The organism is Paenibacillus sp. 01T442, from assembly GCF_056398345.1.
The window spans coordinates 45357-61892 of the sequence record NZ_JBFTPF010000039.1; the positions used below are offsets into that span (position 1 = coordinate 45357).

At 45.4% G+C, this 16536-nt stretch carries 9 protein-coding genes; all 9 read right to left on the reverse strand.

From position 1 onward, the window contains the following. Nucleotides 1-126: 126 nt before the first annotated feature. Nucleotides 127-2466 carry an FAD-dependent oxidoreductase gene (locus AC1DLM_RS23355; RefSeq protein ID WP_477571337.1) on the reverse strand — a complete coding sequence of 780 codons (2340 nt, stop codon included), beginning with the start codon at nucleotides 2464-2466 and terminating at the stop codon, nucleotides 127-129. 142 nt (nucleotides 2467-2608) lie between these two features. Then, a complete protein-coding gene (locus tag AC1DLM_RS23360) occupies nucleotides 2609-4510 on the reverse strand; it encodes a golvesin C-terminal-like domain-containing protein (RefSeq protein WP_441987266.1) in 1902 nt (633 codons plus the stop codon). 284 nt (nucleotides 4511-4794) lie between these two features. Further along, nucleotides 4795-7047: a family 43 glycosylhydrolase gene (locus tag AC1DLM_RS23365; RefSeq protein WP_441987267.1), complete on the reverse strand. Its 2253-nt coding sequence runs from the start codon at nucleotides 7045-7047 to the stop codon at nucleotides 4795-4797. A gap of 128 nt (nucleotides 7048-7175) precedes the next feature. Beyond that, nucleotides 7176-9188, reverse strand: a complete 2013-nt coding sequence (locus tag AC1DLM_RS23370; protein WP_441987268.1) for an alpha-L-arabinofuranosidase C-terminal domain-containing protein — start codon at nucleotides 9186-9188, stop codon at nucleotides 7176-7178. 23 nt (nucleotides 9189-9211) lie between these two features. After that, nucleotides 9212-10105 (reverse strand): carbohydrate ABC transporter permease, encoded by an 894-nt coding sequence (locus AC1DLM_RS23375; protein WP_441987269.1) that lies wholly within the window; start codon nucleotides 10103-10105, stop codon nucleotides 9212-9214. Between the two features lie 13 nt (nucleotides 10106-10118). Continuing rightward, nucleotides 10119-11075 (reverse strand): ABC transporter permease, encoded by a 957-nt coding sequence (locus tag AC1DLM_RS23380; protein WP_441987270.1) that lies wholly within the window; start codon nucleotides 11073-11075, stop codon nucleotides 10119-10121. A gap of 27 nt (nucleotides 11076-11102) precedes the next feature. Continuing rightward, nucleotides 11103-12686, reverse strand: coding sequence for a type 2 periplasmic-binding domain-containing protein (locus AC1DLM_RS23385; RefSeq protein WP_477571338.1), 1584 nt, complete (start codon nucleotides 12684-12686; stop codon nucleotides 11103-11105). Between the two features lie 118 nt (nucleotides 12687-12804). Beyond that, nucleotides 12805-14400, reverse strand: coding sequence for a response regulator transcription factor (locus tag AC1DLM_RS23390; RefSeq protein ID WP_477571339.1), 1596 nt, complete (start codon nucleotides 14398-14400; stop codon nucleotides 12805-12807). Continuing rightward, nucleotides 14401-16179 carry a cache domain-containing sensor histidine kinase gene (locus AC1DLM_RS23395; RefSeq protein WP_477571340.1) on the reverse strand — a complete coding sequence of 593 codons (1779 nt, stop codon included), beginning with the start codon at nucleotides 16177-16179 and terminating at the stop codon, nucleotides 14401-14403. It lies immediately after the preceding gene. Between the last annotated feature and the right edge of the window lie 357 nt (nucleotides 16180-16536).

Sequence of the window (16536 nt, forward strand, 5' to 3'; positions counted from 1 at the left end):
CGTTAATGACTGCTGAGTAATAAACTTGCTTCCCGTAAATTATCTGGATTTTCTCCATCTAAACACGAATCGGCCTTATTTTCCATGTCCTTAGGGTTGGCTTTTGGGACAACCCCATAATTCATCTTAATAACATCGTATCTCATAGATGGCAGCGGACGGGTCGCCGTTAGTTGCTTCAATGACGACGCGTAATTTATCGGTTTGAACAGACTGAGCTAGTGTATATCGGCAATGACGCTGGTAATTATCGTTCACCTTAAGGAGCGTCTCCCATACACCGCCAACAAAAGCTTCAATCCGATAATCTTTCGGACATTGCAGATCGCGATAAAACGGTGCATACCCGTGGTATTCCCACAAAAGGCTGCCAGGGAATGTGAGCTCAATCTGTCTAATAGATTGTTGATCTTCCCATTTCAATTCCAACCATTGCGGAAGCTCCTCTTTTGCATCCGAACGCCACAGGTTCGTATAACGGTAGGGTCGCGTTACGCCGTTAATCACATGCTCAGGGCTGTAGGCATGCTGAGGAGGATCCACGCGGAAGCTGCGCGTCGGACCGTTCCAATCCCGGCGCATTTTGCCCTCCCCCATTTCATATGCGCACGTATGACCTGGCACAATGCCATCCCCACAATGCCAAGCAACGTGGGGATTTGCTAGTAAGTCCAAACGCACATAGGTCCCTGACTTCAAGCCATCCGCTTCATTCAGATGTAAATCCCAATCAATCCATTGGTATTTCCCTGGCATGATTTGCAGTTCCGTTGTGGCCAACGGTGGATTTGCTTCGCAACGGTAATCCCAAATATGATCCACCGGAATGAGTTTCGCTTCTACGATTTGTGGGGTATCACTCGTATTCGTCAAACAGACAGATACTCGGTTCAGTACTCCCTCCGAAATCGCAATCCATTGCCCCTTACGTTGGCGAAGTAACTCATCTTGATGACCCAACTTGCCAGATGCTTGCAGCCCCGCCTTCACTTCCGAACCTTTACACGAAGCTTGACTGCTAGCCCCAACGCTCGCTTTGCGTGCAAGATCCAACTCGTCCTCATTCGTTGTGTTCAGCAGGAAACAGCCGTCACGCAGCAGCGTTTGCTTCACTTCTTGTATTGCCTGACTTGGTACCTCTGCGAGTGCTAATCCATGCTTCAAGGCAATCGCAGCTGACGTCCCCACGGCTTGCCCAACCAACGCGGTTGTCGCCATTACCCGCACCGTGCCTAATGCGGCATGCGTCACAGAGATATTCCGCCCAGCCATCATTAAATTATCGACATCTTTGGCAATCGTTGACCGCAAAGGAATACCATAAGGGCCGCAGTAGCTTTTCACCATATAAGAGGATGTTTCATCATAGCCTTCTGAACTGGCATGCTCACTAGTAGGCGCAAGAAGTCCCCCCGGTGTATGTAGATCAAGAAACCAGCCGCCGTAAGCAATCTCATCCTCAAATACCGTTTTATTCAGCGGGTCATGTTCCGTCATCAGATATTGCCCCATAATTCTACGGCTTTCCCGTTTGCCCGGCACTTGACCAATCCAATCAATCGCGTGATTAGCTGCCAGCTCCTTAGTAAGCGGATCCTTATTCTTGATCCAATCCCAAATCCCCAAAACATACCGCGATAGCTCATGGCGGATATCTTCACTTTCATAGATGGTGTGCCAAGGCATACCGATCTCGATCCACCAGTAACCACCACGCATATCATTCGGGTTCCGACCCTGTTTATAGAAAAAGTCGGGATTATCGAGCTTAGCAGCCCAATCTGGAGCCGTGAACGGAGCCGGGGAGCCAAGGTCTTTCGTTTTAAAAAGCAGTGAACTCCCCATCACATCTCCGCTAGCCTGCAGTGGTGCATGCGGTTCGGCGTATTCCTCGCGTCCTTCGGATCCCATCCGCCATTCACAACCTGCACGGTCGGCAACGATTCCATCGCCTGTGCAATCAACGAATACATCCGCTACGAATTCAATCTCCGTCTCCGCGTTAGCTACATAACCCACGACCGACGCAATCTTGCGCTCACCCGCCATCCGAACATCCAGAATGGACGTGTTCAAATAAAAGGTCAAATTCTCTGTTCGCTGTGCCATATCATACATCGTCATATCCCACACGCTGTTCGTCCAGCCATTCTCAAAAATCGGCTCATGATTTCGCGCACGTTCCTCAATCAATAACTCCGATACGATTCCGGTTTCCTTCGCGTATACATGAAAAGCAGCCGCACCATGCGGCGTTACTCTGACCTCGGACGAACTGTTTCCCCCGAAGACAGGGCGATCCTGTACCAAACATGTTTTGGCCCCATGTCTAGCTGAAGCAACCGCCGCACAGAAACCCGCCAGTCCACCCCCGCAAACGACTACATCGTACTTCTCCGTCTTTTGCCCATGCTTTCTCGCTGAATGGTTGCCCTCCGTGCGAGTATTCTTAAAGTCGTTACCCATTTCTTATAGTCTCCTTTTATGCAGCATCACCTAGTTCTCGATAGATGACAGCGTTTTCTTAACCTCCTTTACACTGTATCCTGATTAAGAACGCAATAAAATATCACCATTTTTGATTTGATGCCTCCATTTTGGCATCGAATTATCTAGGCACGAATTTGACTGCATCCGCAATAACGAATCCAGTTGTCCCTGTATTGCTAATGACCACATATCCCGATGTCCCGGCATTAAATGCGTATCTCCCTATGGAATTCCACATCCCGCCATTTGCCTGTTGATTGATTGTTGTGCTGGACTGCCCACCCGCATAGTTGACAGTGACCGGTACATTGTTTGCTCGATTCGTATCCGCATTCCACCACAGGTAGACATCATAAGAGCCTGCAGATGCGATATCAGGTGCATACTTAACGCTCTTGGATCCCTTCGCTGTATCCCCGTCATGCAGATAGTCCGCACCAACTCTTAGGCTGCTGTAGGTACTGGCCGTCCAAGTCCCCATCTGAGTTATTCCTGTTGAATTACTGTTATCCATAAGGATTGTAGGTGGTTCGTATCCTCCAATGCTTGGCGGATTGCTCCTAACATTCTTGAAGTAATCCTCTGCTACATCGATTAGGTTATTCTTCCCCTTAGCAATACACGGAGAAGTGCCCTGCAGTTTGAAATAGTCCGGTCCGAATGTACCGCCTACAAGCAATGGATCCCCGATGACATCATTCACATTCGAAGCAACGCCACTAACAGCACTGGACCAACAGTTATTGGCAAAAATCAGTCCTGAATTCTGATCTACATTTTGTAAAGTACCCGTGTTCGACCTGAAAATATTGTTTTCTATCTTGGTGTTTACATGGTTTGCACCGCCGGTAATGAATATATTCGTACTTGTTGAATCAATAAACGTGTTGCCTGCAATGATGTCATTATCCAAGCGAGTTCCTGTTGCTAATCCCGTATTCCAATAAGTAAAATTCTTGCTGTTTCCTTTCAGAAAATTATTAATAATCTTCCTGTTGTATCCTGCTGTAAAATTTTGAAAAGGTTCATCCGCTATGGCAATACCCATGCTTGGGCCTCCGCCCCTGAAATAAATCGCATTCCCCGTATTGTATATCAAATTCCTTTGTATGATTACGTCATGAGCCTTGTCTACGTAGACTTCCAACGCATAATTATCATAAATAACGTTATCTTCCAAAACTACATCATGTGTGTTATACCAAAAGCCAACCCCTTCACCCCAATTGTCGTATATGGTGTTGTTCTTGATTGTTCCATAGGCGCTGCCTCTAATCATGATAATCAAAGGCCAGTTCATTTCACTGGATAATCTGCTAAAACGCCCAAAATTGGCATTCTCCCATACCCTATTGCCGTCCAACGTAAAATAATCAACATTCTCTAACTGTATCGCCTCACCACGGTTCTCATGAATATTCGAATTTCGAATGATAATATCATGATATCTTGTTGCCCCCGAGTTACCTGCATACATTCCAGCACCATAGGATTGTGTCAATGCAAGACCGTCAATGGTAATATAATTGGCCGTAATACTCATCAGCGGATTCCAGGAAAGCGTAAATTGCTGCCCGTTATAATAGGTCACCCCGTCATTGGTAACGTTAGGTCCCGTATACGTAACGGTTTGAAGACTGAGACTGTGATTCGGGTACGTATTTTGACCAGAAATGACTGGAGTCTCACCTGGATATGCTTTGATTATAATTGGGTTACCACTTGTTCCTGAAGTAGTAACACTGATCGTTGAGGTAATATTGTACGTTCCGCCTCTCACAATAATGGTAGAACCGGGGCCGGCAATCCCAGCCATATTTACAGCTTGTTGAATCGTAGCAACGGGCTGACTCAGCGTACCTGGGTTACTGTTATTTCCTGTGGTAGATACATAATAGATTGTTGCAGCAGCTTTAACTTCTGTCTGAAAAATAATTCCCAAGACAATCAGTACAAGGGTCATGATCAAAACCTCGATTACCAATGAAGATCTTCTTTGCATGCTCTTTGTTAACATCATCTCATCTCCTTTTCTGGTCGAAGTAAATTTGAACACCTTTTTAACCATTCTGCACAAGTTATTGTAAGCGATTTCAATAAAAGTTATATCACCTCTTTCCAATTTTAAAAATACCTTTATTCAACATTCGATACCCTTATTTTAACTTAGATACATATTCTTCAATATTATCACTACAGAAACCACACAAACCACTCAATTATAGAGACAGATAATTAATTTTCCATTTTCAATGCAAAAAGGACCCTCTATCCTGCATAGAGAGTCCTTTCATACTCGCAATACTATTTCTTATTCGTTATCGTCAGCGGTGAAATCGTCCAAGCTGTCGACACGCCACGCAAGCCGACACGACCTAGTAGAAAAGCATTCGGATCCTTCCACGTCAAGATAGGTTTATCGCTATCCTCGGAGTAAACTTCAATGGATGCGCCTTGCAGTTTCACTGAAATATGGCGCGTTTGACCAGGCTTGAAAGCAAGAGCGCCAGAAGTCGCTTCCACCGAATTCTCGTAGCTTACACGCCTTAGCACAACTTTGTCATTCTGAAAACCAAGCGTGTAGCCCATATAAGCATCTTTCACCTGATCTTTAAAATCAGACTCGTTCGTAGTCCGCAGCAGGACGCCAACTTCATCGGACGTTATTGCTTTGAGCGTCACATCGAAGCTTACGGAATAATCCGTCCAACTGGGCTCCCCGCCGAATCGATTAACAAGACCAACGGCCGTCGGTTTGATGACCGTCTGCTCTGGGACCGCTACAGTTCGGCTCGCTTCCAGGTAACGAAGCGTAACGTCTCCTTTCGCCCCGTGCAGCGACAGCCATTGTGTTCCTGCCCTCAGCTCGAACTCGCCAAGCGGTACCTTTGTCCATGCTGCATCGCTTGCGAATAAAGAGGCGTCCAGCTTGATTGACTTGGTGCTTCCGTTGGATTCAATCACCACGGTTGATCCCGCCGAAGTCTTGGCAGCGTTAACTGAAAGTAGATAGCTGCCATCCTCGCGAACGTTGACTGGAAAGCTGAGGCCATCTTCCTTCTTCGAGAGGACAACAGCTTCACTGCCATCAGGCGTTAGGCCAGATTGGATGACTGGACTGCCTTCCATGACGCCATGAACTGCTTCCAGAGTACCCGGGAGCGGCTTTATCACTTCTTTATCACTGCTGCCATTAGCTTCATTCGAGAAGGCCGTATAGTGCAGATCAGGCTTCGCCTCTTGCGGCCATGCATAGCCAATTCGGCCAGCTTTCCCAGCCATAGCGGCTTGCTCAATCTTCTGCAGTCCGTCCCAAAAGATAATTGTCCCCGAGCTGCTTGACTCGATCCGGATCGTATGGATCTTCGCTAGATCCGTCCCTTTCGGCAGCGGCTTCGTCGCAACAACCATTTCCACACCATTTACGCGATCGATCAGGGAAAGCTCCATTGTTGCTTTATTCACACGTGCTAAACGGTAATTGTCTGCATTTCCGTATGCGAATACGGCATCTAACGAAGAAGCCTGTCCACCACGATTGGCAGCATCCCATCTGAAATTGTATTCAGCGGTGTACAAGTTACTTGTGACTGCTCTGGTCAGTAAAGTCTCCATGCCTCCTGCTTGATTCACAGGCTCCCACTTGTCAGCAGATGGCGCAGCACCCGGAACATCGTGAAAAGCCGGCATTCTAGGCGCTTCCTGCGGTGAACCGTGTGTCGGACCGAGAACAGACATCTTGTCACCGTTGAAAACGAGTCGATCCAGGTTTAACTTGCGAACGGGAGGGCCTTCGGCTGACCGTCCGACTAGGTTATGGTAAACCATATAATACGAATCTAGATCAGGTCCCATGACCGTCGCACTGTGACCAAGTCCGTTGAAGTCATTGGCTGTGGAAATCAGGATCGGGTTATTTTCGGGAATCGTATACGTGCCAATCGGTGAGGTATGATTGACCCCATAATTAACACGATAACCTTTGCTAAACACATGATTTCCTGTGTACGTGATGAAATAACGACCGTTTCGCTTGATAATCATGGAACCTTCTGTCCAATGTCCGAGCGTGGCGTTCAACTGCTTACCGGGTTCAATTGTAAAGGGATCTGACATCAAGCTTGCCATGATACCGTTCAATTTGGCATGTGTGAAATACCATTGCTCATCGTCGTCTATAAACACAGAGCCATCAATCGTGAAACCGAGATTGTCCGTCTTCTTCACAAACGGCCCTGTCGGTTTATCGCTTTGCAGGACATAATGCCCCTTGCCCGCCGGTGATGTGTACATATAGAAAGCACCGTTCCAATAGACGACCTCGGGCGCATATGCACCTTCGCTGATCGCCTCCTCGGTTACCAAGCCTTCATAGTGCCAGTTCACAAGATCATCAGAGCTCCACGCTTTCACCCCGACTCTCCGATCCTTCGTGCTGCAATATAAATAATATTTGCCGTCAAAACGTAGAACATAGGGATCTCCGATCCCGTAATCCTCCCATTCCTGGTCCAATACGAACGGGTTCTGGTATGTCTGATTTAAGGATATTGCCACCTTGTCCGTCCCTTTCTTTYCCCAGAGCCTGGGCATGATCGTCAAAATCGCCAAAAAAAGTACACACACAACTACAAACCATATCCATGACTTCTTAACTAGTCGCATTCGATTATCCTTTACTCCTGTTAGCGTGTGACTTCTAGTACATAGACAGACGATGCCTTCAGTTCACAGGTCACTTGAGCGTTCAGAACGGAAACGTCAAATCCTTCACAGACGACAGCCTCCGGGTGATGCACATCATTGAAAGCATCCTCATGTTCCCCTGTTAGTGCCAACAAGCGAGCTGTCCCCGACTCCACAAAACCATCCAACTGCACATCCGTTACCACGTCTTCGAGACTCCGATTTACGATAAAGATCGATAGTCTATCCCCATCAGCATTGCAGCAAGCCACAACGTCCAAATTCGGCAGATTCTCCAGCTTTGGCGCTGTAGGTACTAAGCTATTCACACTAAAGCTACCGCATTCGGTCTGACTCTGAACGACATAGCCTAAGTCTCTATTGGCATACATCTTCATGACATAATAGGTTGGCGTCCCATAAATGGTTAGGGAATTCTCACTTCTGCCAGAGGATTTGCCTCGGAACTGATCCGCATAGAAATCGCCTACTCGGATGCATCCGCCAAGCCAGCCATTGACTAAATCAGAGAAGCTGCCGATCTCGATGAGATCGCTATTTCGAATAAATTCGTTCAAGTTCGCTGCATTCGCAGCAGCTGCTTCAAGGGTGTGTTCATTCGGAAGACCCTTACGAATCGTATTCGGATAGTACATCGTGTTATATTCCGTGATCGCCAATTTCAAATGCGAGTAGCGCGAATCGGAATTGAACAATTCTCTTGCTTTTCGAACAGATTCTCGTGTCCATTCTGGATAAGTGAGAATGGCCTTATACCGCTCTTCTTTTGGCGTGCGATCATTCATCCCAAATCGATTGTAGCCGTGATACAGGTGCAACGTTACATAATCCATATGCTCTGCAGCTCGCTCGACTAGGATTTGGTTCCAATCCTGCTTATCATCGCCACAAGCGAGCAGCTTAATCTCAGAATCGATGGCCTTCATCGCTTGAGCGAATCGCACGTAACGATCAGCGAATTGCTCAGCGCTGCAATGCCCGACCTGCCAAGGTCCCCAGACTTCGTTACCAATCTCCCAGTACTTCACGCCGTACGGCTCCGCGTGCCCATTCGCAGCCCGCAGTTTCCCCATGGGCGTGTCCAAACTCCCGTTACAATACTCAACCCATTCGGCTGCTTCTTCCGGCGTACCGGAACCATCGTTCACGCAAATCAGCGGCTCCACCTGCAAGTCACGGCAAAACTGAATAAACTCATCTGTGCCAAAATACTTATTCGTCCAGCCACCCCATGCTTCGTTCATCACACAGGGACGCTCATTTACAGGGCCAATCGCCTGCTGCCAGTGATAAGCGCTAATATAATTGCCTGCAAGCCGCATCATGCCGGCGTTCAAGTCCCTCGTCATATCGACAACTTCCTTGCGAACATTGCCAACACGATCAGACGGAAGCAGCGAAATATGATCCAGCCAAAGCATACCTGTGGAAACATTATCTCTCCAGCGTTCATGCTCCGCAGGAACATAGATCTTGAATTCCGCTTGCTCACAACGTCGACTGACCTTGATACGAGATGCATATTGTTTCCAGTTATGACTTTCGATCTCGATACGGGTGGAACCCAGAGTTTCTCCACTCGCTTTGTCCACGATCTCCGCTGTAAGAAACTTAATTTCAATAGAAGCTCTTGCATATAGAGCTAACTCATAGCCATCCTGATCTTCTTTTACAGCAATCGCTTGACGAATTCCTGCATAGGCCTCGTCATCGCTATAGATACGAACCAGTTGGCTATGCCCGGAGTGATACGTAGCAGCAGGTTCGAGCGCATAAATCGTGCTTTTCCCATTCGTGTAAGGACGCCAGCTTCCAGAAAGCCCTCTATACGTCACATCGTTACTTTCAAAATCCATATCCGATAGCGGATAGGCCAACATCGCATCCATATGATCGCGAATATCCTCAACGAAATGTCCAAATATATAAGGATTAATTCTGTCCTTGCCAACTTGTTTCGTATTCACTTGAATCTTAGCTTTTGCATGCATGAACATAACGCTTCCTTCCATCTTTAACCTTTTAATGAACCAATCATAACGCCTTTCACAAAATGCTTTTGTACAAAAGGATACATCAGAAGTACAGGCAAGCTGGAAATAATAATGACGACATATTTGATGCTTTCAGCTAGTAGAATTTTGGATTCAAGACCTACACTGCTGTCCACCACATCCGCTTGACTGACCATCAGCACTTCACGCAGCACCAGTTGTAACGGGTATAAATCTTTGCTGCGAATATAAATCAAGGCGTTGAAGAAGGAATTCCAGTGACCAACCGCATAAAATAGGACCATGACCGCCATAATCGGCTTGGATAACGGCAAGATCACATGGGTTAATAGTTTCCAGTTCGAACACCCATCCATATGGGCCGCTTCTTGGATCTCCCAAGGGATGTTGGATTGAAAATACGTTCTCATCACGATCAAATTATAGGTGGCAATTGCGCCGGGAATGACTAGCGCCCACATCGTGTCCACCATGCCTAAATTTTTCACAAGGAGGTACGACGGGATGAGCCCCCCGCTGAAAAACATGGTTAATGTGATAAATACCATGAAAATTCCCCGCCCAGGCAAGTCTGGCCTTGACAGCGGGTAGGCCGCTAATGTCGTCATGATCAAATTGATAATTGTTCCTACTGCCGTGTACAAAATGGTATTTCCGTATCCGTTCCATATTTGCTCGTTTTGAAAGACATTCCGATATGCTTCTAAGGTGATTTGTTTAGGCAGCAATACCACTTCCCCATTCAGGACCAGCGCAGGATCACTGAAGGAGGCACTAACGATAAATAGGAGCGGATACAGGACCACGATGACGATAAGCAAAGCCAATCCGTTAACCACGGCATCGAATATTTTCTCATCCGACTTCCTTTTCTTGAGCATTTGTTCCTTCATCAAAGGTCCCTCCTCACCATAGACTAGTCTCCGCCTTTTTACGGGCAAAGCGATTCACGAGTAATAATAATGCCAGGTTAATGACAGAGTTAAACAAGCCAATAGCTGCTGTATAGCTGTATTCGCCTTTTAGAATACCTGTTGAGTACACGAAGGTGGAAATCACATCGCTGGAATCCAAGTTCAAATTATTTTGCATAAGCAAGATTTTCTCGAAACCGACATTCATGAAATGCCCTACATCAAGAATAAGCAGAATAACGATAACCGGTAGTATGCCTGGGATCGATACGTGCCAAATGCGTCGCATCCGGCTAGCTCCATCCATCTTAGCGGCTTCATACAGCTGCGGATTAACTCCGGCGAGAGCTGCAATATAGATAATGGATTGCCATCCCATATTTTGCCATATATTCGAACTAATGAAGATCGGCTTGAACCACGCTGCCGAATCGAGAAATCGCACCGGATCTCCGCCTAATGCCTCAATAATGGTATTCAAAGGACCACCACGCGGAGATAAGAACAACATCAGCATCCCAACCATGACGACGATGGAGATGAAATGCGGGATATAGGTAATGTTTTGCACAATTTTGCTGAATGCTTTATTACGGATTTCGGTAACGATTAAGGCAAGAAGAATAGGGATAGGGAAAGCAAACAATAAAGAGAACAAATTAATCGAGATCGTGTTCCATAACAACCGCCAGAAATAGTAGGATTCTACGAATCGCTGGAAATGATCAAGCCCAACCCATGCGCTTCCGCTAATCCCTTTCGCCGGACTAAAGTTCTTAAACGCAATTTGCAAACCATATAGGGGTCCATAATGGAATACAAGGTAATATACAATGGGAATGAGCAGCATCAAATAGAGATCATAGCGACTACTCAATGTTTTAAAGAGGCTGGAGCGCCTCGATTTGGTTCGAGACGCAACGCCTGCTGTCTTTGCTGTATTGTTCATCTGTAGCCCTCCAGCCGCCAGTTATACTTATTTTTGCTGTTTGAGGTTATCATAAGCAGTCTGATACAGCTTCTGCAGTTCATCAATTTTCATTTTCTTCAACGTATTCTGGAATTCTCCCCACTTATCAAAGCTAAGGGCACCAGCAATAAATTTCGTACTTTGCTCTTCGTAATATTTATCAATATCGTTACGGAGTATATTTATTTGTTGCGCAGTTTGCTCATCAAACATCGGCGCTGCATAGCGAATTTTCGGCATGAACGGATCAAGCTTCTTCTGTGCTTCTTGAACCTGCGGTGGATTAATAAAAGAAGCAACCTTATCACTGATTAAATGCGGCGCTCCTCCACCGGCATATGGGGTAATTTTGGATTGATTGCCTGTTGCTAAGAAGGCAGCCGTATAATATGGAATTCCGTCTTTCAACTCGTAATTCTCACCCTGACGACCGAATCGCAGCATCGTAGATCCTTCGTCGCCAAAGAAGTAATCAACCCAACGCATCGTTGCTTCCGGATTCTTGTTTACCGATGTGATCGCAAATGCACCAAAATCCCTCGGTACTGGAGCAGCTAGTTKGAGTCTATCACCGTGTGGACCCTTTAGCGGTGCTATCCCGACATATTGATCTTGGACCTTTCCGTCCAACATGGGATTGTTCGTCTGATCGAAGAAGAAACCGGTATTTCCTGTCCCTTGCTTTGTCAGATATTGCGCTTCCTTCTGTGAAAATAGCTCTTGATCCAGAAGTTTCTCTGAATACAACTTATTTAAGTACATCAGTAATTCTTTATTCCGATCGCTTCCCATCCAGAGATTGACCTTGTCATTCTCCAGGTTAATGTTATAACCCAATTGGAAATCCAGACCGAAAGAGCCAGCCATGATTGGTACAATTGCCAAGCCATTACGCGCTGTCATTGGAAGCTCATCTTGTTTGCCATTGCCGTTAGGATCTTTATCCCGGAAAGCTTTCAACACCTCGTACAGCTCATCCGTCGTCTCTGGTTCTTTCAGGTTAAGCTTCTTCAGCCATGCCTGATTGATCCATTTTTTATCCGTTCTTGCCGAGTTGACACTCACAATACCTGGTAGGGCATAAATGTGACCTTCAGGTGTTGTAATGGCGGAGCGAATCTCTGGATACGTTTCCATTAATTTCTTAAAATTGGGTGCGTATGCTTCAATCAGCTTCTCCAGTGGGATCAATTGACCACCAGAACCATAACGAGTTGCCTCTAAAGGAGTAAGGGCTGAGCGATACATAACATCAGGAAGCTCATTCGAGGCAAACAACAGGTTCTTCTTCTCAGGGAAGCCATCTGTTGGCGCTTCAATAAATTCAACTTGCACATTGCTCATTTTTTCGTAGTCCTGGAACACTGGCATATCTTTGAATGGCCCGTTTGATGGCGCGATTCGTGTAAACATTTTTAGCTTCAACGGCTCCTTCACGATTGGAAAACCAGCAGTAGCTACACCTTTCGAATCATCTGCTGGGGTTTTACCCTCTTTCTCTTTACTAGATGTGTCCGAACTGCATGCGGAAAGTGTCAAGCCCGAAATGACTAACGTTGATAAAAGTACTGTCCCCCAATTTCTTTTCATGCTCTTGTTCCTCCGATCAAAGTTGTTTTCTACCCTGTTAAGAAAGCGTTTTCTAAGGGTTGATCTTAGTATAAGGAATTATCACTTTCCAGAGATTCAACATTTATGACTTTCCATTCTACTTTTTTGACTGTTTCAGTTGATCCATATACACCTGCGGTGTCATCTCTGTCATACTTTTAAAAACTTTGAAAAAATAGGTATAACTTAAAAAACCAACCTCACTGCTGATCTGTTTTAACGTATACGTGCCTGACTGCATAAGCATGCAGCTTGTTTGAATACGAACCCGGTTCAAATACTCGGTAAATGTCATTTGCATTTCCTCTTTGAACAGTCTGCTTAAATATGATGAATTCAGATTCAGAGAACTTGCCGTCATGTCTAAGGAAATATTAGAAGCGTAGTTGTCTGCTATATATTGCAGTGCTTTCGTTATATGGCGCGAATAGGAGCCTCCTACACGCTGTTTCTTGATACCCTCAACAATACACGCACAGTAGTTTACCATCCAAAGCTCAAGCTCAGAGACACTTCCCATTCGTCCAAGTTCTGCCTTTGTGGGGATATGCTCGGTATCTTCTAAAGCCGTCTGCGGATTATGCCGTTTCCATACCATTTCAACGAGATGAAGCATTTCACTGACTATGACTTGTACGGTCATCCCATACACAGCTTGGCTGCGAAGTTCAGCAAATATCGCCGTAATGAATTGGCTAGCTCGTTCGCCATCCAATTGCTCCAGATAAAGCAGCAATTGCTTCTGTTCTTTCATATATGGAGAGGCTTTCAATATGGATGCGTTCTGATCATGATCGTGCTGAACATTTAAGTCCTGGTTCGCTTTGAGATAGCTAGGACCAACTTGTCTCAAGCTTCCGCATAGCGGCCCTATCGTGTAGACGCATTTTAAATTAAGAAATTTCTCTAGGGAGTGGGATAGCGCACTCATCGCTTGATTCATTTGTGACGTAATGGCATGTTCGCTTCGCTCCTCAGAGGAAAACAAGACGATAAAACGTCCCTCCCCTACGTAGCCTACCGTTCGTTTCTGAACATCGCCAATCGCCATCTGCATGACTTCGATTGCTTGAAGCACTAAGCGATTCTTCTGGACATCGGTTAAAGTCCCTGTCAACAACAGAAAAGGTACGATTTGTATAGCAGCAGATCCATAATTAATTGCATTAATATAGAGCTGATTGTCACGTGCATAAACCTGCAGCGCTTCACTAGCCTCCTGAACATCTCTAGCCAAATTAGTTACATGCTCGCGAAGAATAACCGGACTTAGGTGTTCAATCATTTTGCTTTGCGCGTTTCGAGCTTCTTCACTCTGCAGCTCCTGAACGGCTTTTTGGAGCAGAGTCAGAAGCGCTGACGCTTGTAATCGATGTTTGAGCAAGTAATCAATAGCCCCATTCATCAGACAAGTCCGAACATAATCATAGTCGTCAAAGCTGCTCAGCATGATCATTTTAACCTTTGGAAATCTTTCCTTGATCTCCTGGCTTAGCTCTACCCCATTCATAATCGGCATGCTGACATCCACGATCGCGATATGCGGCGTCATCTGTTCCATCATGGCAAGTGCCATAGACCCGTTATACGCCTCACCACATATCGTGAACCCATGCTTTTCCCAATCCAACATACTCTTCACGTCATGACGTGCCAACGCTTCATCATCAACTAACAATACTTGAAACATCATTCATCCCTCCTGAAGCAAGTGATTCTTAACCGGCAGTAATGGAAATCTAATCTGCACAGTCGTATACTTATCTGGTTCACTAAAAACAAGCACACCATATGGCTCCCCGAACAATCGTACGATGCGTTCATGGACATTTCGAACACCCATACCACTGAAGCGTGTATTCGTCTGGACTTTATTCCTTTCAAACAGCGCCTCGATCTGTTCCTTGGACATCCCTTTGCCGTTATCTCTCACTTCGATTCTCAGCTCTTTGTTCTCCTCATAAATACGAATCAACACGACACCCTCATACCCCGAGGCAGAAAGTCCATGAAGAATGGCATTTTCCACAAGAGGCTGCAGCATTAACTTCAGAACACTATGTTGTAAAAGCTCTTCATTCTCGACTTCGATCTTCAGTTGCAGTGGCTCTACATATTTGTATTTTTCAATGGTCACGTAACTGCGGACATACTGCAATTCTTCTTGCAGGGTAAGAAATTCATTCGTATTCCCGAGAACGCCGCGCATTAGCTCTATCAAGGATTGGGATACCTCTACAATATTCGGCACTCCGTTAATCTTGGCCAAATACTTCACCGTATTCAGCGTGTTATAAAGGAAATGCGGACGGATTTGAGCTTGCAAAACGGCCAATTCCGCTTCCCGCTTCTCTTTCTCGGTCGTTACGATCCCTTCAAGTAAACGCTTTAATTCTTCAACCATGCTTTTAAAAACTTGATATAACTGCCMTATTTCATCTTTGGAATGAATTTCGACAGCTGGAAGCGTCATATTGCCCTCCATGACATGCATCATCATCGAACGTAATCTGCGAATATTTCTTGTTATTCTGGAGGAAACTTGCAGCGTGCCTATGACGATAATCACAAAAACAATGATCGCTACCGTGGCTAGTACATTACGAATATGGGTCGTTTCCGTCAACAGAGACTTCATCGGAACGAGTGCCACTGTCGACCATCCTGTATAGTCTGATTTCCGAGTAATGACTAAGTAAGATTGCTGATTAATAATTCTTTCAACCGAACCGTCCGTTCCGGCCATCTGCTGATTGAATTGAATGAAGGTTTCTTTATTAAAAACACTCGATTTAGGTTCATAGATGAACTCATTTTTCCTGTCCACCACGTACAGCATACTGTCTGGTGTCGGTTTGACATCATAAATTTTCTTAATGAATTCGTCATTGAGATCGAACATCACTATACCGATTAAATTCCGGTTATAACGAAGCTCACGACCGGTAACGATGGAGTCATTGAAGCCTGTTTGATGAAAATAGGCATGTCCTGACCCATTTTGCAGTAAAGCATCCATCATCGGTGAGAATAACACGTTCTTGTCCAGCCATGGAGATCCGACGAAAAACACTTTCTGGTTCAACCCTATGACGGCCACACGTGAAATGTAAGATTTGTAAGCAATCAATGCGGACAAGAATTCCTCGATCCGCTTCTGCTCTTGAAACCACTCGTAGCTTGGTTCCTCCGTCTTGCTAAGCAGTGTATCCAGCACCGTTTTATTCGTAGCAACGACCGTATTTAATCGACTAACCTCCTCCAAGCGGAGATTTAGTGATTCATCTGCCTGCCGTATACTTTCGTTAACAGAAGTAATTGCATTATTCTTCACGGTTTCTCGCATGTATAAATAAACAATACTTGTCACAGCAACGATGCCAATTAACGTAACCAAACTGAATGCGACAAAGATTTTTCCCTGGATACTTCCCGTGGGAGAAATTAGCTTTTTGATCGAGAACAACTTCATGCGCTGGCGGCTCCTTTCCATGACCTTGATTAACTGGAACATATACAGCAATTTTCGAGGAATTTCCTCACTTTTCAAAAATAAAACATACTTCTACTTCTACTTCTACTTCTACTTCTACTTCTACTTCTAATTCATATGCCGCTTCTACCATCCAGCCTGTCTCCGCCGCCCACTAAACAAATTAAATGGATTTTATGAAGCTAATTTTGCTGATTTTCACCTTTTKGGAGCATTAGATGGATTTCCTACAGTTAATTTTCACCAAAATCCACCAAATTTCCAATCTCGCTCATATTAACTGTACTTTTTCCATCTATTCGCTAAATCTCAGGTGATACGGCGATTTTAGCTGTA